The following is a 1,078-nucleotide window of genomic DNA, read 5'->3' as shown; positions in this document are numbered from 1 at the left end:
TCCGCGCCGACCTCGCGGTACAGGTCGACGGCGGCCAGGAGTTCGGCCTCCACCTCGGCGGCGGGCACGTGCTGCCAGAGGATGAAGGCGCGCTCGTGGCGCAGCTGGGCGAGCTGGAAGCGCAGGTCCTCCGGGGTGACGTCCTCGCCGGAGCCCGCGGTGCAGCGCTCCAGCAGCCGCTCGGCCCGGCGGGAGGCCGCCAGGGCCGCGTCGACGCCCTCGGTCCTCTCCAGCAGCAGCGCCGCGCGCTGCTGGAGCTCGGCGGCGGGGTAGGGCCGGCCGAGCCGCTCCCACGTCTCGGCGGCCGCGGTGTAGCGCTCGGCGGCCTCCCCGGGGCGGTTCAGCACCTCCAGCAGCCGGGCCGTGTTGGTCCGGAGCACGGCGACGCCCTCCGGGTTGCGCTCCTCGTCCTCGATGTCGAGCAGCTCCTGCCAGCGGGCCAGGGCCTCGTCGTACTCCTCGAGCTCGGTGAGGGCGGCGGCGAGGAGTCCGCGCAGCGCCCTGTGGTCGGCCTCGTCCAGCCCTTCCCCGGAGGCCAGGAGCTCCTCGGCGGCCTCCGCGGCGTCGAAGTACCGCCCGCTGCCGTAGTAGGCGCGGACCAGCAGGAAGCGCGCCTGCGCGGCCAGCGGCGCGAGGCCCAGCGACGCGGCCTGCGCGACCGCCTCGGCCAGCGGCGCGACGGCCGCGCCGTGGTCCTGCTCCTCGCACAGCCACCGGCCCCGGGTGAACTCGATGGAGGCGTGCAGTCCGCCGGGGAGGGCGGAGGCGGGCTGCGCCGCGGCCTCCTCGATGGCCTGCCAGGCGGCCTTCTGCTCCTCCTCGCCCTGGTGGCGCAGCAGGTGGGCGTGGCGGTAGGCGGCCGTGGCGACGAGCCGCGGCACCCCGCTCTCCCGCGCGGCCTCCCTGGCCCGGGCCAGCACCGCGTCCTGCTCGGCGAACGGGGCCTCCAGCCCTTCGAGGACGGCGGCGAGCAGGTGCAGCGCCCCGTAGCGCAGGCCCGCGGTGGTCCCGGCCGTGTCGGTCTGCTCCAGCAGGGTGCGGGCGCGCTCCAGGTCGCCGCGCACGGCCAGGCAGGCGG

At 77.6% G+C, this 1,078-nt stretch carries 1 protein-coding gene; it reads right to left on the bottom strand.

Annotated features, from left to right (window positions below; all coding sequences use genetic code 11):
- The coding region (locus tag AC529_RS20535) for a hypothetical protein (protein ID WP_198156425.1) at positions 1-1,078 on the bottom strand (1,078 nt) is incomplete at both ends.

The sequence above is a fragment of the Thermobifida cellulosilytica TB100 genome (genome assembly GCF_001517975.1).
GTDB classification, from domain to species: domain Bacteria; phylum Actinomycetota; class Actinomycetes; order Streptosporangiales; family Streptosporangiaceae; genus Thermobifida; species Thermobifida cellulosilytica.
Note: the sequence above shows the minus strand (reverse complement) of the source record. Positions and strands in the feature narration are given on the sequence as shown.